Source organism: Dehalococcoidia bacterium, from assembly GCA_025054935.1.
In the GTDB taxonomy this organism is placed as follows: domain Bacteria; phylum Chloroflexota; class Dehalococcoidia; order SpSt-223; family SpSt-223; genus JANWZD01.
The window spans coordinates 22954-44993 of record JANWZD010000018.1 but is presented as its reverse complement, the minus strand read 5'-3'; the positions used below and the strand labels follow the sequence as shown (position 1 = coordinate 44993).

General features: G+C 66.5%; 23 protein-coding genes. 14 read left to right on the top strand and 9 right to left on the bottom strand.

All coding sequences use genetic code 11. The features are described from left to right. Positions 1-22 precede the first annotated feature (22 nt). The 4 genes from ald (at position 23) to NZ773_15275 (ending at position 3310) form a co-directional block, all read left to right on the top strand. The gene (ald, locus tag NZ773_15290; GenBank protein ID MCS6803290.1) at positions 23-1135 is read left to right on the top strand and encodes an alanine dehydrogenase; all 1113 of its coding nucleotides are present in this window, start codon (positions 23-25) and stop codon (positions 1133-1135) included. After that, positions 1132-1602, top strand: a complete 471-nt coding sequence (locus NZ773_15285) for an NUDIX hydrolase (protein MCS6803289.1) — start codon at positions 1132-1134, stop codon at positions 1600-1602. The genes ald and NZ773_15285 overlap by 4 nt, the downstream gene beginning before the upstream one ends. Continuing rightward, positions 1595-2671, top strand: a complete 1077-nt coding sequence (gcvT, locus tag NZ773_15280; protein ID MCS6803288.1) for a glycine cleavage system aminomethyltransferase GcvT — start codon at positions 1595-1597, stop codon at positions 2669-2671. Before NZ773_15285 ends, gcvT begins: the two co-directional genes overlap by 8 nt. A gap of 69 nt (positions 2672-2740) precedes the next feature. Beyond that, positions 2741-3310, top strand: a complete 570-nt coding sequence (locus NZ773_15275) for a GNAT family N-acetyltransferase (GenBank protein MCS6803287.1) — start codon at positions 2741-2743, stop codon at positions 3308-3310. Here NZ773_15275 and NZ773_15270 read toward each other — a convergent pair. Both NZ773_15270 and NZ773_15265 read right to left on the bottom strand, forming a co-directional pair. After that, a complete protein-coding gene (locus tag NZ773_15270) occupies positions 3250-4380 on the bottom strand; it encodes an LLM class flavin-dependent oxidoreductase (GenBank protein MCS6803286.1) in 1131 nt (376 codons plus the stop codon). The genes NZ773_15275 and NZ773_15270 overlap by 61 nt on opposite strands. Positions 4381-4613: 233 nt before the next feature. Beyond that, positions 4614-5504 carry a hypothetical protein gene (locus NZ773_15265; protein MCS6803285.1) on the bottom strand — a complete coding sequence of 297 codons (891 nt, stop codon included), beginning with the start codon at positions 5502-5504 and terminating at the stop codon, positions 4614-4616. Positions 5505-5667: 163 nt separating this feature from the next. Between NZ773_15265 and NZ773_15260 the strand changes: the two genes are divergently transcribed. The 5 genes from NZ773_15260 to NZ773_15240 all read left to right on the top strand — a co-directional run bounded on the left by NZ773_15260 (position 5668) and on the right by NZ773_15240 (position 10980). Beyond that, complete coding sequence (locus NZ773_15260) at positions 5668-6921, top strand: ABC transporter substrate-binding protein (GenBank protein ID MCS6803284.1); 1254 nt, start codon at positions 5668-5670, stop codon at positions 6919-6921. A 105-nt stretch (positions 6922-7026) separates the two neighbouring features. Beyond that, complete coding sequence (locus NZ773_15255) at positions 7027-7914, top strand: branched-chain amino acid ABC transporter permease (protein ID MCS6803283.1); 888 nt, start codon at positions 7027-7029, stop codon at positions 7912-7914. 12 nt (positions 7915-7926) lie between these two features. Then, positions 7927-9774 carry a branched-chain amino acid ABC transporter ATP-binding protein/permease gene (locus NZ773_15250; GenBank protein ID MCS6803282.1) on the top strand — a complete coding sequence of 616 codons (1848 nt, stop codon included), beginning with the start codon at positions 7927-7929 and terminating at the stop codon, positions 9772-9774. Further along, positions 9771-10490, top strand: a complete 720-nt coding sequence (locus NZ773_15245; protein ID MCS6803281.1) for an ABC transporter ATP-binding protein — start codon at positions 9771-9773, stop codon at positions 10488-10490. Before NZ773_15250 ends, NZ773_15245 begins: the two co-directional genes overlap by 4 nt. A gap of 31 nt (positions 10491-10521) precedes the next feature. Beyond that, positions 10522-10980: a RidA family protein gene (locus NZ773_15240; protein ID MCS6803280.1), complete on the top strand. Its 459-nt coding sequence runs from the start codon at positions 10522-10524 to the stop codon at positions 10978-10980. 18 nt (positions 10981-10998) lie between these two features. Here the strand turns inward: NZ773_15240 and NZ773_15235 are convergent, their stop codons facing one another. Then, entirely contained in the window at positions 10999-11595 is a 597-nt protein-coding gene (locus NZ773_15235; GenBank protein MCS6803279.1) for a DinB family protein, read from the bottom strand. A 118-nt stretch (positions 11596-11713) separates the two neighbouring features. Between NZ773_15235 and NZ773_15230 the strand changes: the two genes are divergently transcribed. From NZ773_15230 to NZ773_15215, 4 genes are read left to right on the top strand one after another with little or no spacing between them, the layout of a single operon-like run. Further along, complete coding sequence (locus NZ773_15230) at positions 11714-12526, top strand: PfkB family carbohydrate kinase (GenBank protein MCS6803278.1); 813 nt, start codon at positions 11714-11716, stop codon at positions 12524-12526. Then, a complete protein-coding gene (locus tag NZ773_15225; GenBank protein ID MCS6803277.1) occupies positions 12523-13302 on the top strand; it encodes a ParA family protein in 780 nt (259 codons plus the stop codon). Before NZ773_15230 ends, NZ773_15225 begins: the two co-directional genes overlap by 4 nt. Further along, positions 13299-14144, top strand: a complete 846-nt coding sequence (locus NZ773_15220; GenBank protein MCS6803276.1) for a ParB/RepB/Spo0J family partition protein — start codon at positions 13299-13301, stop codon at positions 14142-14144. The genes NZ773_15225 and NZ773_15220 overlap by 4 nt, the downstream gene beginning before the upstream one ends. A gap of 58 nt (positions 14145-14202) precedes the next feature. Then, a complete protein-coding gene (locus NZ773_15215; protein ID MCS6803275.1) occupies positions 14203-15042 on the top strand; it encodes a glycosyltransferase family 2 protein in 840 nt (279 codons plus the stop codon). 78 nt (positions 15043-15120) lie between these two features. On the opposite strand, the gene NZ773_15210 is transcribed toward NZ773_15215, so the two are convergent. Next, positions 15121-15909 (bottom strand): alpha/beta hydrolase, encoded by a 789-nt coding sequence (locus NZ773_15210; GenBank protein ID MCS6803274.1) that lies wholly within the window; start codon positions 15907-15909, stop codon positions 15121-15123. A gap of 109 nt (positions 15910-16018) precedes the next feature. After that, positions 16019-16450: a hypothetical protein gene (locus NZ773_15205; protein MCS6803273.1), complete on the bottom strand. Its 432-nt coding sequence runs from the start codon at positions 16448-16450 to the stop codon at positions 16019-16021. A 301-nt stretch (positions 16451-16751) separates the two neighbouring features. Here NZ773_15205 and NZ773_15200 point away from each other — a divergent pair, with 301 nt between their 5' ends. Beyond that, positions 16752-16907 (top strand): hypothetical protein, encoded by a 156-nt coding sequence (locus NZ773_15200; GenBank protein ID MCS6803272.1) that lies wholly within the window; start codon positions 16752-16754, stop codon positions 16905-16907. Positions 16908-17514: 607 nt separating this feature from the next. On the opposite strand, the gene NZ773_15195 is transcribed toward NZ773_15200, so the two are convergent. The 4 genes from NZ773_15195 to NZ773_15180 all read right to left on the bottom strand — a co-directional run bounded on the left by NZ773_15195 (position 17515) and on the right by NZ773_15180 (position 22033). Then, a complete protein-coding gene (locus tag NZ773_15195; protein ID MCS6803271.1) occupies positions 17515-18453 on the bottom strand; it encodes a LysR family transcriptional regulator in 939 nt (312 codons plus the stop codon). 120 nt (positions 18454-18573) lie between these two features. Next, positions 18574-20214 (bottom strand): glycosyltransferase family 39 protein, encoded by a 1641-nt coding sequence (locus tag NZ773_15190; protein ID MCS6803270.1) that lies wholly within the window; start codon positions 20212-20214, stop codon positions 18574-18576. A 166-nt stretch (positions 20215-20380) separates the two neighbouring features. After that, positions 20381-21046 carry a protein jag gene (locus NZ773_15185; GenBank protein MCS6803269.1) on the bottom strand — a complete coding sequence of 222 codons (666 nt, stop codon included), beginning with the start codon at positions 21044-21046 and terminating at the stop codon, positions 20381-20383. A 54-nt stretch (positions 21047-21100) separates the two neighbouring features. Beyond that, on the bottom strand, positions 21101-22033 hold the full coding sequence (locus NZ773_15180) for a YidC/Oxa1 family membrane protein insertase (GenBank protein ID MCS6803268.1): 933 nt from the start codon (positions 22031-22033) through the stop codon (positions 21101-21103). Positions 22034-22040 lie beyond the last annotated feature (7 nt).

Below are 22040 nucleotides of genomic sequence, written 5' to 3'. Positions count from 1 at the left end.
AGGCTCCTGCAGGATGGCTGCCGTGATTGTCGGCGTTCCGCGTGAGATCAAGGACAATGAATTCCGCGTCGCGGCGACGCCGGCGGGCGTTGAGTCGCTCGTCGCGGCGGGTCATCAGGTGCTCGTGGAGCGCCAAGCAGGCGAGGGCAGCGGCTTCTCGGACGCCGAATACGAACGCGCCGGCGCGCGTCTTTGCAGCGCCGCTGAGGTCTGGCAGAACGCCGCCCTGATTCTCAAAGTTAAGGAGCCGCTGCCCGCGGAGTATCCGTATCTCCGGCCTGGCCTCATTCTCTTCACCTATCTGCATCTCGCCGCCAACGAGCAGCTCACCCGTGCCCTGCTTGAGAGCGGCATCACCGCCATCGCGTACGAGACCGTCCAGACAGGCGACGGCCGCCTCCCGCTGCTGACGCCGATGAGCGAGATCGCTGGCCGCATGAGCGTCCAAGTGGGCGCGCACTACCTTGAGCGGATGAACGGCGGGCGCGGCAAGCTGCTTGGCGGCGTGCCGGGCGTCCGGCCGGCAGACGTGGTGATCATTGGTGCGGGGGTTGTCGGGTCGAATGCCGCTCAAATCGCGCTTGGGATGGGCGCGCACGTCACCCTGCTTGATATCAACGTCGACCGGCTGCGCGCGCTCGATGAGCGCTTGATCGGGTCATTCGAGACGATCGCGTCGAACCGACGGTCGGTCGCCGAGGCGGTGCGCTACGCCGACGTGCTGATCGGCGCGGTGCTTGTGCCGGGAGCGAAGGCGCCTCGCGTTGTCACCCGCGAGATGGTTGCGACGATGAAGCCGGGAACCGTCATTATCGATGTCGCCGTTGACCAAGGAGGCTGCGTCGAAACCGCCCGTCCAACCACGCATTCCGACCCGGTCTACACTGTCGATGGGGTGATCCACTACTGCGTCGCGAACATGCCGGGCGCAGTGCCCCGCACCTCGACTTATGCGCTGTCGAATGTCACGCTCCCCTACGCCCTCACTCTCGCCTCTTTTCCGCTCGCCGAGGCGATCGCGCGCATGCCAGCCCTCGCCTCCGGCGTCAATATCGTCGGCGGCCGCTTGACCTGCCCGGCTGTCGGCGAGGCGTTTGGCCTCCCAGTGACCCCGCTCGCGGAGGCGCTTCCGTGAAGCGCGCGCGGCGGCGCTCCGCGCTTCCCGTGAAAGAGACGATCTCGGCGGGGGGCGTTGTCTTTCGAGAGGGGCCGGAAGGCGCCGAGATCGCGCTCGTCGTCCGCGACGGGCCGGGAATTTGGGCGCTGCCGAAGGGAGCGCCGCACGAAGGAGAGACTCTTGAGCAGGCCGCAGCGCGCGAGGTCGCAGAGGAGACCGGCCTGCAAGTCGAGCCGGTCGCTGACCTCGGCGAAATTGACTACTGGTTCGTCTCGCGCGGAGAGGCAGTGCGGTACCACAAGCGCGTTCGGCACTTCCTCTTCCGCGCCGTCGGCGGCTCAACCGCCGAGCACGACCACGAGTATGACCGAGTTGAGTGGGTGCCGATTGGGCTCGCTCCCGAGCAGATGACCTACGAGAACGAGGCGGCGATTGTCCGGCGGGCGGAGGAGGTGTTAGCGACCTTGGCGGTGCAGCGTGGCTGAGCGGACTGCGCTCTTTTCCTGCCACCAAGCCGCGGGAGCGCGGTTCATCGAGTTCGCCGGCTGGGAGATGCCGGTGCACTACACCAGTATCGTCGCCGAACATCGCGCCGTGCGCGCCCGTGCCGGCATGTTCGACACTAGCCACATGGGCCAGATCGAGGTGCGCGGGAACGATGCCGGCCCCTGGCTCGACTGGCTGCTGCCCAACGACATCGTCGGCCTCGGCATCGGCCGCGCCCGCTATTCGCTGCTCCTCGCCGAGGATGGCGGCACGATCGATGACCTGATGGTCTATCGCCTCGCGGAGGAGGAGTATCTCCTCGTGGTTAACGCTGCCGGCCGCGCCTGCGACCTCGAATGGCTGGAGGAGCACCGCCGAGGCGAGGTGACCATCACGCCGCGCTACGCCGACCGGGCAATGATCGCGCTCCAAGGACCGGACGCGGTCACGATCGCCGCCGGCTTGGCAGACACCTCCCTGCCCGACCTCCCGCGCTTTGGGATCAGCACCGCCCGTATTGCCGGTCGGCCTGCCCTCGCCGCGCGGACGGGCTACACTGGGGAAGATGGGCTTGAGCTGTTCTTGGCCAATGAGGATGCGCCCGCTGTCTGGGAGGCGCTCCTCGCTGCCGGGGTGCCGCCCTGCGGACTTGGCGCGCGCGACACCTTGCGGCTCGAGGCGGGGCTGCCGCTCTACGGCCACGAGCTGGACCGGACGACAACCCCCTATGAAGCGGGCCTAGGCTGGACGGTGAATCTTGCCAAGCCGTCTTTTCTCGGCAAAGCGGCGCTGCTCGCTATCAAGGCGGCTGGACCACGCCGATCCCTCATCGGCTTCCGGGTTGAGGACCGGGGGATTGCCCGGCATGGGCATCCGGTAGTGATCGCGGGGCAGCCGGTGGGAGTTGTCACCAGCGGCAGCTACGCGCCCACCATCGATGCCGCGATCGGTATGGCCTATGTGCCGCCGCCGAACGCCGTTCTCGGCGCCCCGCTGACGATCCTCGTGCGCGATAAGGCGCTGGCGGCGCGCATCGTCCCCCGCCCATTCTACCGACGTGACCGGTAGCGCCAGATGGACCGCCTATTTGGCTGGCGACGGCGACGTCAGCCCGGCCGTCACCCTGACGAGGAGCCTATGACGACCATCGAGTCGGAGATCATTCAGGGGCAGCTTGTCCGGCTGCGGCCAAAGCGCCTCGACGACGCGCCGCAAGACTACGTCTGGCGGCGCGACCCTGAGCTGTCCAGTTTCGACGCCATCGCGCCGACGACTGCCACCTACGAGGAGTTTCTGCGCGAGTTCCGCTATGACCTTGCCAGCCTCGGGCCGCGCCGCAAGCGCTTCGCCATCGAGACGCTCGACGGCAAGCACATCGGCAATTGCAGTCTCTTCAACATTGACGACAAGCGGCGGCAAGCAGAGCTCGGCATCATGATCGGAGATCGCAACTACTGGTCGAAGGGCTACGGGGCGGACACGGTCCGGACGCTTGTCGCCTACGCCTTCAAGACGCTGCCGATTGATAAGGTGTATCTCTACACCTTGGACTGGAACGTGCGCGCGCAGCGGAGCTTCGCGAAGGCCGGCTTTAAGGAAGTGACACGCGTCTCCGACGACCGCAACCGCTTCGTCGTCATGGAGATTTACCGTCCCACGGAAGACGGCTCGGTGCCGGTTTTCGATCCTGACACTGTCGACTGGTAGCGCGCAGCCCCCTTAGCGAGGAGCGCCGCCTGACGCGCGTCTGCCGCCCGGCGGATCGCGGCGAGGTCGATGCCGGCCACCTCCGCGACGTTCGTCGGCAGGGAGAACATCGTCGCGCCGGCATCGATGCGCGCGCCGATCCACTCAAGGAGCAGCGCCGGCGTATCTTCTTTGGCGCCCCAGACGACCATCTGCGGCAGGATCGTCTCCCGGACGAGACGGCCAGCCCGCTCGCGGTCGCCCGCTTCAACGGCCGCCTTGACTGCCGCTGCCTCTGCCTCGAGCCCCGCTGCCGGCCAAAGATGCTTGAACTCCGGGTAGACGCAGTGGTTGATATAAAAGTCGAGCGCCCACTGGCGCTGGCGCGCTGTCGCCGGGTCGTCCGACTCGACAGTGATCGACGACTGAACGCACACCTCAAAGCCGGCGAGGGAGCGCCCGGTCTGTGCCGCTCCCTCGCGCACCCGCTCTACCGCCCAGCGCACATACGCCGGCGTTGTCAGCTCGAGGATAACGCCATCCGCCCAAGCGCCGGCGATTTGGAGCATCCGCGGTCCGCTCGCCGCCACTAGGAGCGGGGGCCGGCGCGCCGGGAGGATATCGACGAAGGCACGCTCGGCGCGGATCTCCCGACCGGGGAAGCGGAGCGAGCCGTCCGGGTTGCGCTCCACGCCGGGGATGTCCTCACCCCAGAGCGCCCGGATCAGTTTCAGCGTCTCTTCCATCCGGGTGGCAGGCTTGCCCCAGGGGAGGCCATGACGACCGCTCACGACGTCGGCAATGCTCGCGCCAAGCCCTAGGATGAAGCGTCCGCCCGAGGCCCGGTCGACCCAGCCCGCGCCGGAGGCGAGGAGCACCGGGCTGCGCGTCGCGCTGCCGACGACGCGCGTCATCAGGGCAGCGCGCTCTGTCGCTTGGGCCACGAGCATCAGCGGCGGGAAAGGGTCGCCGACCGCCCAATCGGCGAAGGAAAGGATGTCGAAGCCGGCAGCCTCGCCGCGTCGAGCTTCCGCCACCACCTGCTCGGGCGTCAGTCGGCCTGCTGCTTGGGGCGGCCGGTTGATCAGCATGGTGAACCGGATCGGCAGCGCGCACCTCCGCAATCGCTCGTGCTCGATGAGAGCTTACGCGATCGCGATCCAGCGCGGGAGCCCGCCGGGGCGCTGCTCGACCCTCACCTCGCTGAAGCCAGCGCGACGCAGGGTCGCCGCAAAGTCCGAGAAGGTGAAGTCGACGAGATACGGCTCGCCGTTGTCATCGTGATTGAACTAGGTCAGAGCGTCGCGCAGCGGGGCGCGGACGTTCAGCTGCCGGTTCGGGAGGTCGTGAATGGCGAAGAGGCCGCCGGGCCGCAGCACGCGGCACAGCTCGCGGGCGATCTGCTCACCGATCGCGAGCGGCACCTCGTGGAAGAGGAGAAAGCTGTGGGCGAGATCGAACGCATTGTCAGGAAAGCCGGTCGCTTCGGCGAGCGCCTGCTTGCAATAGACCTCGAGCCCGAGATCGACAGCGCGCTTGTGGGCGTAGCGCACCATCGGCGCCGCCGCCTCGATCCCCCATACCTCCGCCTCGGGAAAACGTTTTTCAGCGCCGTCGTCGCCTGGCCAACCGAGCAGGCGATGTCGAGGATGCGGCGCACGATGCCGTCGGCAGGCAGCGGGAGGCTGTCGACCATCGCCTGGTGCATCTCATCGTGGTCGTTGCGGCCGGTGAAGAAGACCTTGGTGCCGTAATGGTAGATGTAGCCCGCCAAGGGGTCGTTGTGATAGCTGCCCGGCTGAATGTGATACTCCTGCGCCGTGAAGTATGCCGGCAGCTGAAAGTGGGGGTCCCACCAGACCGCGCCGGGACCACTGCGGTCGGCGCGGTCGAGCTCGGCGATGAGGGCATCCTGCCGCTTACGATAGGTTGCGATGACCCCCTGCCACATCATCTCTTGGCTGGTGCGCATCAAACGGTTGAGAGCGGCGATGATCGGTACGCGGTCGATGACGCGGCGGACCTCCTCCATCGACCCGGCGGGACGGCCGGTCGCAGCCTCAAAGCGCGCCATCGCGTCGGTCGCCCGGCGCTCCGCGGCATGCGTAAGCGGGCCGATGGTGTAGCTGCGCAGCCCTTGAACGAAGTCGAGGTAGCTTTCGTCGTCGCGCTCGGTCGCCGCCGGCATCGAGCCGATCCTGCCACGGTCCGCCATCTCGCCCTCCTTGCTGGCTGATGAGGCGAGTGTATCGGATACAGAGAGCGCGTCAAGCTAGGTCGTCGTTCCTTCTCGGCGAAAATAGCTGCTGTATGAAGTTTCTGCGATATACAATAGCCACCAGCGAGACGGAGCCCGGCTCCATGAGGGGAGAAGAGAGATGGTTCCTTGGGGTTGGCGTCAATTTCTTGGCGGCGTTGTCGCGGCGGGCGTGGTGCTCGCCGCTTGTCAGCCCGGCGGCCCGACGACCACCACCGGCGGCGCGACCGTGCCGACAGTCAATCCAAATGTCCGGACGATCGTTCCTGTCCAGCCTGGCCCGCCGATGCCCGGCGAGGTGAAGATCGGCTTCATCAGTTCGATGACCGGCGCCCTCAACGACTCCTCCACCGCCAACATGCGCGGCTTCGAACTGGCGATCGAAGACTGGAATAACGCCGGCGGCTTCGGCGGCAGGAAGGTGATCCCTGTCATCTACGACGACGAGATGCGCCCGCAGCGCGCCGTCGAACTGACGCAGCGGCTGATCAACGTCGACCGTGTGGCCGGCATTGTCGGCTACAACTTCTCCGGCTCGGCACTCGCCGCGATCGACGTCGCTCAGGCTGCAGGCGTGCCCGTAATGGCAACGGGCGGGGGCGTTCTCGAGATCACCAACCGCTACGCGAGGGAACCGATCAACTACATCTTCGGCGTTCGGATGCTCGACCGCGTGCAAGCGCTCGTTGCCTTCAAATTCATGCGCGACCGGCGCAATGTCCAGTTGAACCGCATCGCTATCATCGGCGACACGACCGGCTACGGCCAGCAGGGCACCGCCGATGCCACTGCCTCCTTGAGCGACCTCGGCGCCCGCCCCTGCGCCACCGAGACGATCACCCCCGGCGATACCGATGCGACCGCGCAGCTGCAGCGCATCCAAGCGGCAGGCTGCGAAGCGGTCATTCTCTACACCTTCGCCCCGGAGACGACCGCGATCTTGAACAGCGCCCGCAAGATCAACAGCCCGCTCAAGTTCTTCGGCAACTGGGGCTGGAGCCAGCCTGCGCTCTACCGGCTTGCCGGCGAAGACCTGCTGCGCGGCATCCCCTTCGTCCAGTCGTTCACCGTCGACCACAGCCCCGAAGCGCGCGCGCTGAACGAGCGGCTGCTCGAGAAGTACAAGGAATCGCTCTTCCCCCTGAACAGCGCCCAAGGCTACGACGGCACGATGCTGCTGCTGAAAGCGATCGCCAAGGCCCAGTCGACGGAGGGGGCAAAGATCGTCGCGGCGCTCGAGTCGCTCACCGGGTACAAGGGGGTGACCCGCGTCAATGACGCGCCCTTCTCGAAGACCGACCACGAGGCGCTCGACCGGGAGGAGATGTACTTTATGGGCGAGTGGCGCAACGGCGTGATCGTGACCGCCCAGTAGGGCGCCTCGCTAGCGCCAGCGCGAGACGACGCGCCGTCAACGCGCGCTGAGACGCGCGCGAAAGCGGGCCGCCGGCCGAAAACGACGCTCGCGGGAAGGACCTGCATGGAGATTGTCCTTCAGTTCATCCTTTCGGGTTTGGCGCTCGGGGCGATTTACGCCGTCGTCGCCCAAGGGATTTACATCACCTTCGCGGCGACCCGCACCTTCAACTTCGCTCAGGGCGAGTTGACCGTGTTCGGCGCGTTTCTAGCGCTCTCGGTCATTGGAGCGCTCGCCGCTCCATTGGCGATCGGGTTTCCAATCGGCGTGTTCGTCGGGATCGTCGGCTGCGCTGTGCTAGCCATCATCATCGAGCGCGTCGCTGTCGCCCCGGTGAGCGGCGGCCCCGAGCGCCACGAGTGGCTGGTCAGCACTGCCGGCGTCGCCTTCATTTTTCTGAATGCGATGTCGGTCATTTGGACGCGCGAGACCGTGCGCTTTCCGAAGCCGTTCGGCGAGGGAGTAGTCCAACTTGGCCCTGCCGGACTGCTCGCCCAAGAGGTGTTCGTCATCATCGCCGCCGTGATGGTGGTCGGCCTGCTCCTTCTCGTCCTGGAGCGGACGCAGCTCGGCCGCGCCTTTCGCGCTGTCGCTTTCAACCGCGAGGCTGCCGAGCTGATGGGCATCGACTCGCGGTGGATGGCGGTCGGCGCCTACGCGCTCTCGGGGGCCCTTGCCGGCCTTGCCGGCAGCCTTGTCGGTCCGATCACTAACGTCAACGCCTACATGGGCTTGAACTTGCTGATTAAGGCGTTTATCGCCGCGATTATCGGCGGTATCGGCAACCCCTGGGGGATCGTCGTCGCCGCCGTCCTGCTTGGCATCACCGAAGCCGGCCTCTCCTACGCGATCGGTCCTTGGCGCGAGGCCGCGCTGCTGGCGCTGATCATCATCTTCCTCGGCGTCCGGCCTGCTGGGCTGTTCGGCCGCGCCGCAGTAGAGAAAGTCTGATGCGAGGCCAGTGTGGCTAAACCTGCGTGGGCGGAGCAAACGCCCCTCCTGCCGATCTTCAGCGTCGACCGGGCTGCCCTGCTGCGCTTCGTGATCGCGGCGGTCATCATCGCCCTGCTGCCCGTTATCTTCAACAACAACTACTACCTCACCGTTTTTCAGGGCATCGCGATCACCTATCTCGTCGTCCTCGGTCTCAACGTGCTGATGGGCTATGCCGGGATCGCCTCCTTCGGCCAAGCCGGCTTCGTCGCGATCGGGGCGTATGTTGCGGTGCTGCTCGGCAAGAACTTCGGCCAAAGCTTCTGGGTCGGGCTGCTGGTTGGCCCCTTGGCAGCGGCGCTCGCCGGCGCCTTGATCGCGATCCCGGCGATCCGCTCGCGCGGCCCCTTCCTTGTCATGATCACGGCTGCCTTCGGCCTTGTTGTCTGGCAAGTCGCGAGCACGTGGGTTCCTGTCACGGGCGGACCCATGGGTATCTCGGCCATTCCTCGCCCGACAATCGGCGACTTCCGTTTCGACACGCGCGCCTTCTATTACCTCGTCGCCTTTACTGCCCTAATCGCCCACGCCCTCGTCAGCAACGTGATCAGCTCGCGTTGGGGGCGCACTCTGATCGCCATCCGCGAATCGCCGGCCGCTGCGGAGTCGCTCGGGATCAACGTCGCGCGCTGGAAGGTGGGCGCCTTCGTCCTCTCGGCATATCTCGCCGGGCTCGCTGGGGTGTTCACCGGCTATCGCAATCCCTTCCTGAATAGCGATAGCTTTGTCGTCGCCGAATCGCTGAACTATCTGCTGGCAGCGGTGCTCGGCGGCCTCGGCACAGTCTACGGCCCGATCGTCGGGACCATTGTTCTCTCCGCGCTCCCCCAGGTGCTCGCGCCGATCCATGAGTATCAGCAGGGCATCCGGGGGGTGCTGCTTGTGCTTGTGATGCTGCTGTTGCCGCGCGGGATCGCCGGCAGCATCGGCGCCTTCCGCGACCTCGGCAGCCGTCTCACGGGCCGCTTTCATCTCCCAAGCGCGACGCCGTGGAGCCCTGCGGTCCGGCAGCCCGACGGCCATGGGAGCGGACCGATCCTCGAAGCGAAGCGCCTCAGCCGACTGTTCGGCGGACTACGCGCGGTCGATGAGGTCGACCTCGCGATCGCGCCGCGCGCGATCCACGGACTGATCGGGCCTAATGGCTCCGGCAAGAGCACACTCGTCAATGTCATGACGGGCTTCTACCAGCCGAGCGGCGGGAAGGTCGTCCTGCTCGGCCGGTCGATCGAGCGGCTGCCGGCGCATACGATCGCCAAACTGGGCGTTGTCCGCACCTTCCAAGCGCCTCAGCTTTTCCGTGACTTGACCGTTATCGAAAACGTGATGGTCGGCTTCCACACCTCCTTGCGGCGGGGCTTTCTCCATCATCTCTTCCGCACCGGCTGGGCAGTCGAGGAAGAGCGGCGAGCAGCAGCGCGTGCCCTAGGCATTCTCGAATATTTCGGTCTCGCCGACCGAGCGCTCGCCCCAGCCGGCAGTCTGCCCTATGGCCTCCAAAAGTTGCTCGAAATCGCGCGCTGCCTTGCTGTCGGCCCGGTGCTCCTCATCCTCGACGAGCCGGCGGGCGGCATGAATCCCGCTGAGATCGACCGCGTCATCGATATCCTCCTGCGGCTGCGAGACGCAGGGGTGACGGTACTCGTTATCGAGCATCATATGGACGTTATTGAATCGCTGTGCCACCGTGTCTCGGTGCTCGATTTCGGCAAAAAGATCGCCGAAGGCACGCCAACCGAGGTGCTTACCGACCCGAAAGTGATCGAAGCGTATCTTGGCGCGCCGACCGGCGGCGTCGGCGAGGCGGCAGCACGATGAGCACCCTGCTGTCCCTCGACGGCATCAGCGTGCACTACGGCCCGATTGCCGCGCTGCAAGACGTCTCCCTCGAGGTCAACGAAGGGGAGACTGTCGCGCTCATCGGAGCGAATGGGGCAGGCAAGACGACCACTTTGCGCGCCGCGACCGGTCTTGCGCCCGTAACGAAGGGGCGGGTCTTCTTCGCGGGGCAGGAGATCACCGGCTGGCGGCCTAGCCGGATCGCTCGCGCAGGCTTTGTTCACGTCCCGCAAGGGCGCGGCATCTTCGCCGACCAGACGGTTGAGGAAAACCTGCTGCTCGGCGCCTGGTCTCTGCGCGACCGCTCGAAGCTGCCCGCGCTGCTTGAGCGCGAGTTTCGCCGCTTTCCCCGCCTCGCCGAGCGCCGCCGCCAGCTCGCCGGCACCCTCTCCGGCGGTGAGCAGCAGATGCTCGCCATCTCGCGGGGGCTGATGAGCGAGCCGCGCTGCATCGCGCTCGATGAACCGTCGCTCGGCTTGGCGCCGCTGCTCGTCCGCGAAGTGATGGACGCGATCCGCCGCCTGAACGCCAGCGGGGTCACGGTTCTCCTCGTGGAGCAGCTCGCAACCGCCGCGCTCGAGGTGGCGCATCGCGCCTACGTCCTGCAGCGCGGCCGGGTTGTGCTCTCCGGCACCGGCCAGGAGCTGCTTGCGAGCCCCGACCTGGTGCAGAGCTATCTCGGCGTGGTGGCCTGACCTCAGCGAGTTCTGCCCTCGGAGGCAATCGATGACCCCAGAAGAGCGGCTCGCCGCCCTCGGCCTCAGCCTGCCTCCAATGCGCGCTCCACGCGCCAGCTATCTCCCCGTAGTCCGCCTTGGGGAGCTGCTCTTTGTCGCCGGCCATGTCGCGATCCGCGACGACGGCAGCATCGTCGCCGGCAAAGTAGGGCGCGATCTCACGGTCGAGGAGGGGTATGACGCTGCCCGCCGCGCCGCGCTCGCCATCCTCGCAAGCTTGAAAGCCGAGCTGGGCGAACTCCGCCGCATCCAGCGCATTGTCCGCCTGCTCTGCCTCGTGAACTGCACCGACGACCTGGTCGATCACCCGCGCGTTGCCAACGGGGCATCAGACTTGCTGATCGCCCTCTTCGGCGAGTCAGGGCGCCATGCCCGCGCCGCGGTCGGGGTTGCTTCTCTGCCCGGCGGCGCGTGCGTCGAGATCGAGGCAATCGTCCATGCCCCCTGAGCTGCCTCTGTGGGAGGCTCAGCGCCGCGAGGAAGCGCGCGCTTCCCGGGCTTGGCGGAGAATCTCCCGCACTTGAGCGCGATGGGAGTCTTCGTGCACTAGTCCTTGAAGAAAGCGCGCGACCGCGTTCACCTTCAGTCCGGCGTTCGGCGAAGGCGGCTGCGCCACGTAGTAGACGTCAAGGTGCGGCTCATCAGGCCACATGTCGAGACTGGCGAGGCGCATCCGCCGACTCTCTTCTAGCCGGTGACGGAGCTGGGCGACGGTTTTCATTGTCGTCCAAGGCACTTCGTAGCGCGACCGGCCGTGCAGCTCGACGCCGCGGGCCAGCTCAGCAGCAAGGAACGCCGCCTCCTCCGAGCCGGCGGTCGTGTGGACGATCACATGCCCGAGCGTCCACGGCATCCGCTGCTCCTCCGGCGTCTTCGCCCCGGGGTCGTACGCTTCTGGATCCTCCGGCACAAAGACAACATCCTCATCCTCGGCATCGGCAATCGCCGCGAGATAGTCGTCGATCATCTCGTTGGTGATGACTCGCAGGTCCTCTTTTGTTAGCGTGGCAGCGAGATCGACGACCGTCTTCTCGCGCCTGTGGATCGGCGTAAAGTCGAACATCGCGTCCTCAGCTGAAAGATCTACCGTCGGCGCTGAAGAGGGTACTGAACTGCGCGCTGAGGCGGCAAGGCGGGATTGCGGCTGCTGCCGGCGAGCGGCGATAATCCTCCGCTGCCCGATGTACGTGCCGGACTTCCTTGCTCTCGGCCACGCTACGCGCGACCTCGCGCCCGGGGGATGGACACTCGGTGGAGGCGTGGTGTTTGCCGCGCAGACTGCCTATGCCCTTGGAAAACGACCGGCCATCGTGACCAGCGGCGACGTGCGCGACCTCCTCGGCCAAGTCCCTGGGCGAATGACCGTCAAGCCGAGCCGGACCACCGTCTTTGCGAATGTCTACACGCCGGAGGGCCGTCGGCAGACCCTGCTTGCCCGCGCCGCTCCCCTCACGCTTGACGACGTACCGCTCGCGTGGCGCGCGGCGCCGATCGTGGTGCTGACGCCACTGTGCGATGAGCTTCCCCCTTCCCTTGTAAACGCCTTCCCCGACAGTTTGGTCGTCGCCTGTCTTCAAGGGTGGCTCCGCGCCTGGGACGAACAGGGGCACGTCTCTCCCCGTCCGCTTCCTGCGAGCGTGGCGCTCGAGCAAGCGGCGGCAGCGACCCTGTCGATCGAAGACCTCGGCGGCGACGAGGCGGCTGCGCGCGAGGTGGCCCGCCGCTGCCGGGTCGTTGCGGTAACGCGCGGGCGGGGCGGCGTCACCCTCTTTCACGATGGCGTCTCGATCTCGCTGCCCGCTCTTCCCATCGCCGAGCGGCATCCGACTGGCGCGGGCGATGTCTTCGCGGCAGCGTTCGCCATCCGGCTCGCGGAGACCGGCGATCCCCGCGAGGCGGCGCAGTTCGGCAACGCAGCGGCAGCGATCTGGGTGGCGGGGGAGGGCTTACCACGCCGCGCCGCGATCGCGGCACGAGTAGCGGAGGCGGCATGATCCTTGCAGTCGCCAATCAGAAGGGGGGCGTCGGCAAGACGACGACCTCGGTCAACCTCGGCGCCTATCTCACGCGCCTCGGCCGGTCGGTGCTTGTTGTCGACTGTGACCCGCAGGCCAATGCGACCACCTCGCTTGGGGTCGACCGGCGGCGGGTCGAAGGGCGCTCGCTGTATGAAGTGCTGACCGGCGAGTTTGCGTTTGAGGAGATCATCCTGCGCACCGCAATCGAGGGGCTCGACCTTGCGCCCTCTTCGCCCACCCTTGCCGGCGCTGAGGTGGAACTCGTGGAAGCCGGCGCCTTCGAGACCCGCTTTCGCGAGCTGATCCGGCCGACCGCGCTGCGCTGGGACTACACACTCCTCGACTGCCCCCCGTCGCTCGGCGTGCTGACCGCAAACGCGCTTGTCGCCGCTGACGCCGTGCTCATTCCTGTCCAGTGTGAATACCTTGCCCTCGAAGGGCTCGCCCAGCTGATGCGGACGATCGAGCTTGTCCGTCGGCGCGCCAACCCCGCGCTGCAGGTTGCGGGGCTAGTGCTGACAATGTACGACAGCCGGACAAACCTCTCGCAGCAAGTGGCGGACGAAGTGCGGAGCCACTTCCCAAACACCTTCCATGTCGCCATCCCCCGCACCATCCGGCTGGGCGAAGCGCCGAGCTTCGGCCAGACCATCCTCGAATACGATCCGGCGAGCCGAGGCGCCGCTGCGTACAATGCGCTCGCCGAAGAACTGGTTGCCCGGCTTGAAGGGACAGCAGGGGGAGTGCGGTGAAGCCGAAAGGGGGGCTTGGGCGCGGGTTGGCCGCTCTCCTGCCGCCCGGGGAGAGCCAGCTCCGCGACGTCGATATCGATCTGATCGTGCCCAACCCGCGCCAGCCGCGCGCTCATCTCGACCCCGAGGCGCTCGCTGACCTCGCCGAAAGCATTCGCCAGCATGGGGTGCTCCAGCCACTCATTGTCACCGAAGTCGCTCGCGAGCCCGGCCGCCCTGCCACCTATCAGATCATCGCCGGCGAGCGGCGCTGGCACGCCGCGAAGCTGGCGGGGCTCGAGCGCGTGCCGGTCGTTATCAAAGAAGCAAGCGAGCAGCAGGTGCTTGAGTGGGCGCTAGTTGAGAACATCCAGCGCGCCGACCTCAGCCCGCTTGAAGAAGCTGCCGCGTTTCGTCAGCTGGTCGAGGAGTTCGGCTTGACCCAAGAGCAAGTCGCGGCTCGCGTCGGCCGCTCGCGCTCCGCCGTTGCAAATACGCTCCGGCTGCTGCGGCTGCCCGCCGAGGCGCGCGAGCTGGTTGCCAGCGGCGCGCTGAGCGAGGGGCATGCGCGCGCCTTGCTCATGGTCGACGACGAGCAGCGGCTCGTTGCGCTGGCGCGCCGCGCCGTCGCAGAAGGATGGACAGTCCGACGCGCAGAGCAGGAAGCGCGCCGACCTCCTGCGCCCCCTGCCCCGCCTGCCGAGCCCGACCTCGCCTGGAGCACGCTCGCCGAGCGGCTGCGCGACGCGCTCGGCACGAAGGTCGAGCTTGCTCGGGGGAAGAAAGGCGGGCGGCTCATCATTCACTTCTACTCTGACGAAGATCTGACTGGACTTGCCCGCCGGCTCGGAATCGAGGCGTGAGCGCCCCTACGCGCCAAGCGCGCGACCCGATATCATTCCGCCGGCCTCGGAGGATGATGTGACGAACCGACAGCCGCGCCGGATCTCCGCCTTCTTTCCCTGCTTCAATGACGCCGGGACGATCGCCTCGATGGTGATTGAAGCGCTCGTCGTGCTCCGTGAACTGGCAGACGAGTATGAGGTGATCGTCATTGAAAACGGCAGCGTTGACTATGCCTGGGATGTCTTGGACGAGCTGGAGCGGCTCTACGGCGAAAATGGGGTGGACCCCCGCGATCGCGGCCGCGTGCGCATCATCCGCTTCGGGGAGCCGCTGGGCTACGGCGGTGCGCTCCGCGCCGGCTTTGCCGCCTGCCGCTACGAATTGATCTTCTACACCGATGGCGACGGGCAGTATGACGTGCGCGAGCTGCGCGCTCTCGTTGAAGCGTTCGAGCGCGAAGAGGCAGCCGGTCGGCGTGTCGATGTCGTCATGGGCAACAAACTGACGCGGCGCGACCCGCTCCATCGTCGCTTCATCAGCTGGGCCTATCATCACACCATGGCCTTCGTCTTCCAGCTGAAGATCCACGACGTCGACTGCGATTTTCGGCTGATGCGGCGCTCGATTTTCGATCGGGTGAAACTGACCCAGAACAGCGGCGTGATCGCCCTCGAGATGATGGCGAAGATCCAATACGCGGGATTTCGTACCGTCGAAGTGCCGGTGAACCACTACCACCGCGCCTACGGCGTCTCTCAGTTCTTCAACCTTCCCAATCTCCTGAAGGTGCTCGTCGGGCTGGCGCGTCTCTGGTGGTGGCTGCGTGTCCGGAAAGCGCCCGGCACACCATCGCCGCTGCCTCAGCCGCTGCCGGCAGGCGCGACGCGTCCCTCTGCTCCCCATCGCCCCGCCTGACGGCCAGTCCGTCCTTCTCGCTGCCCGGACCAGGCCGGCGTCGGCAGTGAGAAGCAGCTGCCGGACGGTGAGGAACGGCTACGCGACGGGACGGAAAAACTGGTCGAGCGCAGCGGCAAGCTCCTCGGGGAACTGGTCGAAGACATCGACTCCGCCGCCCGCGATGACGCGTCCCTCCGCGTTTGGGAACCAAGAGACGCAGTCGCCGCAATACGGCCAGAGCACATCGCGCTCACCGCAGAGCACCAGTGTCCGCGCTGCAACCCGGCGCGCAAGCGCTTCGTGATCGACCATTGCGACAGCGCGATGACCGATGTTCCAATGGGGACCGGCTTGGAGCACCTCTAGGACATAGCGGATGCCCATCTCAGGGGTGAACCGGTCGCCGACCATACGCTTCCAGGCGTTCCAGCGGTCGAGCAGCTCCTGTCCGCTCTCGGAAAAGCTGCTGAGGGGCGCGGCGCGGTTGCGCGCCATCACCTCGGGCGGCCAGGCGGTGTATCCCCAGAGCGCCAGCTTGCGCACGCGGTCCGGCCACTCAGCGGCGATAGTCGCGGCGATGGTCGCCCCAGTATGGTGGCCGAAGAGAAAGTACTCTCGCATCCCCAGCTGGGCTGCCGCCTCAGCCAGCCGCTCCGCCCACTCCCCGATCGTCGGCGCAGCAGAAGATGGGTCGCTCAGGCCATATCCCGGCGTGTCGAGGGCAACCGCGCGATAGCCGCGGCGGGCGAGGGCGCGCAGCATCGGCTCCCAACTGAGGGACGAACTTGGCGTCATGTGGAGAATGAGGACAGGCGCTCCCGCACCGGCGGCGCGATAGTGCGTCTGGCACCCCGGCCGGCCGACATAACCCCGCTCGATCGTCATCGTTCTTCTCCTCTCGTCGCGGCGATCCTCGGGCACGCTCGCGCAGCATACGGCTCCTAGGGAGGGTGAGCAACAGAGAAGAGCACCACTCCGCCCCCCGGAAGAGGGCTTAGGGCCGGTGTGCGGTCTCCGGAGGGAGCGGAACGAGGTAGGCAGCGGGCACCCATCCGACATTGCCATCCGGGTCGCGCACGTTGATGAAGCGGATGCCTTCACCAAAGGCGTCGGGGCCGACCTGCTCCATCACTGCGCCCTCGGGCCAAGCGCGGATGTGATCGCTCAGCACGGGCGTCCGTCGGATGTAGACGCCAATCCCGCCGGTGTTGGCGACCTGAAAGCGGACCGGTTCGGCTGGGGGCTCATCGGTGCCGCTCGGCGAGCGCTGGATCGGCGCGGCGGGTGCCGGCCGCGGGGAAAGCGTGAGCGCCGTCACCAGCCAGCAGCTTGCGAGGATGATGCTGACGAGCGTGCTCGCCAGCAAGAGAAACCGCCGTAGCGACGCGCCGAGCCAGACATGCCACGGGGAGGACGATGAGGTCATCGGCGAACCCGCTCGGCGTCCTCGCGAGGAACGCTGACCGCTACGGTTGAGCCGACGAAAGGCACGCGCGAGATCATCACTCGACCAACTGCTGCAGCGCGACCGCGCCGCTAGGTCACCCCCATCCTACCAAGGGAACAAGCAAGCGTCAAGCGAGGCAGCTGGCGTAAGGCCGCGGCTGGAGCGGAGCGCCAGTGCACCGCAGGAACAGCACCTCCCGCCGGAGCCTGCAAGCGGTTCAGGCACGACGGCACGCGTGAGAACGGTCAAATCACCGTCCTCATCTATTAGGAGACCAGTTATGGTGGCCACTGCCGGGCGCATCTTCGCTCTTGGGCTTGCCGCCCTCACGGCGGCGCACGTCCTGTTCGGCGGAACGGGTGCCGCGCCGCGCGGGGTACTGACGCCGGGGGCGATCAGCCGGGGCGATGAGGTCGTCGCTCCGGGGGCGGCTTGAGCAGCGGCGGCTCCTTTCCCGTGCCTGGAACGGTCGGCCAGAGCGTAGCGGGACTCTCGAGCGGCGGGCCATCCAGCATGCTCGCGGGATTTTGGGGCAGCGTGTCGCCGCCGACTCCGACCCCCGCGCCGATCCCCGCTCCCGAGCCGACAGGGCGCCGCACCTTCGTTCCCATCGCCCACCGCTGAAAGATGGCGCACCCGAGGCGGCGCAGCGTGGGAGAACCTTCGCGCTGCGCTCACGGAGCGCCTTTCCAGCCGGCGCAAGACGAGGAGAACAGCACGCGTCAGCAGGCGGCGACACAAGAGCGATGGTCGGCAGCGCTGAGGAAGAGGCGCCTCGCCGCAGCTGCTCAAGCCGTCGCGCGCTCTTCGTCGTCTTCTTAGCCTCTTGCCGCAATGTGCCGCTTCTGCGAGCGCATACCGCCGCTCGGGACGGCAGGAGAGGAAGAGCGCCGGGCAGTTGAAGAGCTGCGCGTGCCTCCGCAATTGACCGAAGGGCTCGGCGAACGCCTTCCTGCGCTCTCACCGGCCCGCCATCGCGTCGAAGGTCCCCCTCCCCGCTCGGAGGCAGAAGGGGGAGGAGCGTGATCACCGCAGCGCTGCTGTTAGCGGGGCTCTTCCGCTCCAACCCTCCGACGAGACGTATCGCTTTCAGTGCGCTCAGCGCTCAGCCCCGACTGTCGAGCGAGCTGGAGGAGGGTCGCTTCCGCTTTGTTCAGGCGGTGCATGCGATGGTGAAGAATGGCAAGCTGGCGCTTGATCGTCAGTTCGGGAACATCAAGGACGCAGAGTGCGCCGGCCGCCAGCTCATACGCAATGCTGACGGCGGGCACAATCGCGATGCCGAGACCGGCGATCACTGCGCGCTTGATCGCTTCGGTGCTCGAGAGCTCGAAGGTCGGTGTCGGCACAAGACCGCGCTGACTGGCAACACGCTCGATAATGAGGCGCGCCTCGGAGCCGGCTTCGCGAAAGATCCACGGTTCGCTCCGCAGCGCCTGAACGGGGATGGCACGCCGCCGCTCATAGCGATGCCCCGGGGGCGCGATGACGACAAATTCATCCTGACCGATCGGATAGGCGACGATTTGGGGGTCCGGACGCGGCTCGGCAGCGAGACCGAGGCTCACCTCGCCGTTCAGAACGTGCTTCACCACCTCGTCGGGGTCCGCGATCGTCAGCCGCACCGAGATGCCGGGAAATTCTTCTCGAAACCGCGCCACGAGAGGCGGGAGGAAATAGTCGACGAACGAAGGCGACGCGCCGAGCCGAACGGTCCCGCGCTGCAAGCCGCGCAGTTCTGCAATGCCGACATTGAGCGCCTCAACAAGCGCGAAAATTTCGCGGGCGTAGCGGAGCACGAGGTCGCCCGCTTCGGTTGGGACGATTTTGCGTCCAAGCCGCTGGAGCAAGGGGGTACCAAAGGCGCGCTCGAGCTCCTGCACTTGCACCGACACCGCCGGCTGAGTGATCGACAGCTCGCGAGCCGCGCGCGAGAAGTTTCCCAGTCTGGCAACCGTCTCGAAGATTCGAAGCTGGTGCAAATTGGGATCCGCCATGCCTCGCCCCCGCCAGTGGTGACGGGCAGTATATGGGTGGCAAGCAGGCGTGTAAACGAGCAAGCAGTCTCGGCGAACTGCGCCATTCCGACTAGGACTTTCAGGCTATCCCTCCCCCGAAGGGTTACGAAGGTAGAGCACGCCGCCGTGGAGGAGCCGCCGCTCGACGCGGAAGCCGGGCGGCGGCTCGAGGCGATCGCGCAGCAGCGTCCACTCGCGCCAGCTCGCCGGCATTCCGACGATGTAGACCTGCGGCGTGAGATAGAGCGCCGCGACGCGCAGCCCCGTGCGCCGCTCGAACTCTTCGAGCCCGCTCGGGTCTGCCGGCAGCGGTGCCGCAGGGCGTTGTGCCCGCCAGGCTACGCTCCAAGGCACGTTAGAGAGGACAAGATCCGTCGGGCGGGTCGCCGCGGCGATCGCGGGGCCAGCGTCAAGCGATACGTCGACAATTGCGGAGAGCGCGTCGCTGCGGCTGGGACTGCCCTCAAACGGCCGAAGTCCCGTCACGGCGCCAATGCTCGGCAGCGCAACTAGCAGGATGAGCGCGCCACCGAGCGCTCCTCCCCAGCGGGCGCCGACGGTCTTGCCGGCAATCCAGATCACACCGAGGCACGCAAACAGTTCGACAAACGGCAGAAAGATGGTGTAGAAGCGGGTGATGTTGCCTGCGAAGCTGTAGACCACGACCTGGAGGACAAGCCAAGCGAGCGCCAGCCAGCGGAGCGCATGGGCGGCCGGGGGGCAGACGGCCCAGCCGACCACCGCCAGCGCGAGCAGATAGACCGGGCCGAGCGAGTCGGGCCATAACTCCCAGACCGTCGCCACTTGCCCGGCCCATTTCGCCAGCAGCGGGCCGAGGGCGACACTCGGCGCATACGCGAAGGTATACCACGGGAAGTCAGTCGGGCCGCCCTCCGTCCCGAACGGAATGACAGTCGCGTTCTGCAGGTTGAAGAGGGGGTCGCCGGTCATCCCCCACATGAACGCCATCCACGGCGCAGCGAAGGCGGCGGCCAGTCCGCAGAAGAGCGCGGCGCTGCGGGCCGGCGCAGCTGCTCGTCGCCACACAACAATGAGCGCCGGCAGCGCAAGCAGCAGCAGGGTCGTTCGGTTCCAATAGGCGATGCCGAAAACCGCGCCGGCGAGCGCATGCGAGCGCGCATCGCGGCGGAGCACCAGCCAAGCCGCAGCGAGGAGGAGACTGGCACTGAGCGGCTCGGTGAGGGCGGAGATGCTGAGCTGCAGCGCGTCGGGATGAACGGCGTAGAGGAAACCAGCGAGCGCCGCGAGCGTCACTCCACCGAGCTGTCGCCCGAGCAGCACGGCAAAGGGGATGCCGAGAAGATAGCCGAACAGCGAGAAGCTCGAGGCAGCAAGGTCACTTGGTCCAACCACCTTGAACACCCCCGCCATGAACAGGGGCGGGAGCGGAAAGCGGCTGATGTTCGGCCACGGCGGGATCACCGACCGGCCGGTTTCCAGCAGCCAGGCAAGCCCGTTAAGCGGCAGAAAGAGGGTGGTGAACCCCTGCCCTTGCGCGATTTGGCGGCCGATTTGGGCATAGTCTTCGGCATCGATCCCGGCAAGCGGCACTTCTTGCGCCCGATAGGTCAGCGCCCAGAGCACGATGCCGAGCACAATCACGCCGCCGATCAAGGCCGCAACCCGGCGCCGGTCGTCCTTCAGGCTCGCCGTCGGCGCGGCAGGAGCCGCTCCTCTCGGCCGGCGACGAGGGTTCGGCGTCATGACACGGCTTCTCCACTCCCTAGCACGCGGCATCGCGAAGAGAAGAGAGAGGGGGCGACGTCGGGAGGCGCTTCCGCCCGACGGAGGAGCCCCCGCTCTCCACCCGAGCCGGCAGCGGCCTACCGGAGCCGCGCCTTGACAGCGCAGGGCGCGGCTCCGCACCCCGCTAGCGGCGGGGGAGCACCATTACCTTGCGGCTGTCTCCTTCGCCGATGCTCTGGCTGGTTACCGTTGGGTGCTCCCGCAGCGCAAGATGGACAATGCGCCGCTCGTTGGGCGGCATCGCCTCGAGCGTGATCGGGCGGTTGGTCTCAGCGACCCGCTCGGCGGCCCGGAGGGCGAGCGTTTGGATCGACCGCATCCGCCGCTCGCGATACTGCTCGACATCGACCGCCACGCGCACCGGAACGCCGAGCCGTTTCGCCAGCATGAGATTGACAATGAACTGCAGGGCTGCGAGCGTCTCGCCCCGCCGGCCGATCAGCACGCCGAGGTCGCCGCCCGAGATGTTGACGGTGAACTCCGAGGAGTCGTACACGCTCGGCGGCGTCGGGACGATGGCGATTGTGGCCTCAATCTGCATCAAGGCGAGGAGACGCGACACGATCTCGCGCAGCGTCTCGATTACCTCTTCGTCTGAGACCTCTTCGTATTCTTCCTCGCTCGGCACCACGACCCGAATCCGGGCGTCTTCGGCGCCGAAGCCGAGGATGCCCGCTCGTCCTTCCGAGATGACTTCGTACTCGAGATCGTCGCGTGGAACGCCAAAGGCGGCAGCTGCTGCATCAAGGGCGTCGCGGACTGTCTTCCCGGTGAACTCCTGGGTTTCCATCGTCTTGTTTTCCCTCGGAGAATGCGGCCGCAGCGCTCGCGGCCGCGTTGTCTCCTAGCGTCGTGGCGTCGGTCGCTTTGCGCTCCGATTGCGCACGTGGGTCTTCCGCGTGGGCCGGCCGCTTGGGGCACTGTTGACTGGAGGAGGCGTCAGGCGCGTCGACGCCGCGCCTTCTGCTGTCCCCGCCTCGTCGCTCCGCGTGGCCTTCACGGGCTTCGCGGTGAGGGTGGCTGCCGCCGGCGCGGGAGCGAGCTCGACGAAGGGAAGACGGAGCGAGCCCCAGCCGGTGATAAAGTACTGCACGACAATGCTGTAGATATTCGAGACGAACCAATAGAGTGCCAGCCCGCTCGGAAAGCTAATGGTGAAAAATCCCATCATCAGCGGCATCATGATGCCCATCATCTGATTGATCTGCTGCTGCTGCGGATCAGTGGTGGGCATCGTCATCATCTTCTGCTGCACCCAGGTGCTGCCCGCAACGAGGATGGCGAGAAGATAGATCTGATCCGGATAGGCGAGGTTCATCCACAAGAAGTGATTGTTGATCGGGATCAGGCTGGCGATATTGCTGAAACCGGAATAGACGTATTTGCCCAGCTCGTACAAGGCGTCTGGCCGGTCTGCCATCGCGAGATGGATCGATTGATACAGCCCGATCCAGATAGGAAGCTGGAGCAATGTTGGGACGGCGCAGCCGATCGGGTTGACGCCATGCTCCCGGTAGAGCGCCATCGTCGCCTTTGACAGCTCTTCACGATTCTTCCCGTACTTTTTCTGGAGCTCTTGGATTTTTGGCTGGAGCGCCGACATCGCCTTGGCAGCACGAAGCTGCTTAAGGGTGAGCGGCAGCATGAGCGTGCGGACGATGATCGTAAAGGCGACAATGGCCAGGCCGAAGCTGTTCCACAGCAGGCCGTAGAGGAGGAGCAGCCCGTTCAGCATCGGCTGCAGGAGAAGAATGGTCCAAAGATCGCCGATCGCCACGACTGCT